Annotated in this window: 1 protein-coding gene; it reads right to left on the reverse strand. The window is 64.1% G+C overall.

The features are described 5' to 3' along the window. Positions 1-30: 30 nt before the first annotated feature. Positions 31-1431, reverse strand: a 1401-nt coding sequence (gene tnpC / locus CFR79_RS15365; RefSeq protein WP_110548460.1) for an IS66 family transposase, incomplete at its 5' end; no start/stop codon positions are given.

The raw sequence follows: 1431 nt of genomic DNA on the forward strand, positions 1-1431 counted from the left end.
GTAAGCATCCGGCGGGAGACGCGGGCGTATTCAGGCGGCGATGGTATTGTGGACCTGCTGGTGGGCTTTCCAGTGCCAGGGCAGGAGTTCATGGAGGCGTGGATTGGGGATGTCATTGATCCGTGCCAGGACATCAGCGAGCCATGCATGGGGATCGACATCGTTCAGGCGCGCGGTGACGATCAGGGAATACATGGCGGCGGCGCGCTCTCCGCCACGATCGGACCCGGCGAACAACCAGGCTTTCCTGCCCAGGGCGATGCCGCGCAGGGCGCGTTCTGCTGCATTGTTTGAGAGGCAGATCCGGCCGTCAGTGAGGAATCGTGTGAATGTATCGGCACGTCTGAGAAAATAGTTCATGGCGTGGGCAACGGGATTTTTTGTCGACATGCGCCGGCAACACTCCCGCATCCAGTCGAACAGATCGTCGACCAGAGGGGCTATGTCTGTTTGACGGACTGCCAGCCGATGTTCTGGGGGCGTACCGTTGATGGTGCGCTCGGCTTGGAATATGGCGTCGATCCTGCCTACTGCCTCTATGGCGAGGGGCGCCTTGTCCCTCTCGGCGATTTTGAACAGTCCCCTGCGTCCATGCGCCCAGCATCCGGCGGAGACAACCGGCGCGGGTTGGCGTCCCGGTTTCGCCAGAGTATTATAACCCGCATAGGCGTCTGACTGCAGAATGCCGGTCCAGCCGGTGAGATGGTCCGTGGGATGTTCGCCCTTGCGGTCCCGGGAATACCGGAACCAGACGGCTGGCGGTGCTGGCCCACCAAATGGACCATCATCACGCACATAATTCCACAATCGTCCGGTGACTGTCCGGCCTTTCGCCAGAACCGGCACGGTGGTGTCGTCCGCGTGCAGGCGTTGTGCCGCCAGCACATGCGCCCGGATCAGCGTAGTCAGGGGGGCCAGCGTCGCGGTGCAGGCTCCCACCCAGTCGGCCAGCGTTGATGTGTCGAGATCGATCCCTTCGCGGGCAAAGGCATCGCTCTGGCGGTTCAGCGGCAGATGCTGCAGGAACTTGTCGCACAGGATGGTCGACAGCAGCCATGGGCCGGCGCGTCCGCGCGCGATCGGATGGAAGGGGGCGGGTGGCTGGGTGATGCTCTCGCAGTCCCGGCAGGTGAACTTCTCCCGCACCGTCTGTATGACCTTGAACTGGCGCGGGATCACCTCCAGCGTCTCGGTGACGCTCTCCCCCAGTTTGCTCAGACGATCGCTGCCACAGCACGGACACTGTGTCGGTGCGGGGATGACGACCCGCTCGCGCGGCAGATCGGCACGCAGGGGCTGGCGCCCCCGGTTGCTCCTGGGTGCTGTCGCACGGACGGCGGGATCCGCCGCATTTTCGGGCGCGTCCTCGGCGAGTGTCGTCTCCAGCTCTTCCAATTCGAGTTCGAGCTGGGCCAGCAGGCGGCGCCCCCG

This window comes from Komagataeibacter saccharivorans (assembly GCF_003207825.1).
GTDB lineage: Bacteria > Pseudomonadota > Alphaproteobacteria > Acetobacterales > Acetobacteraceae > Komagataeibacter > Komagataeibacter saccharivorans.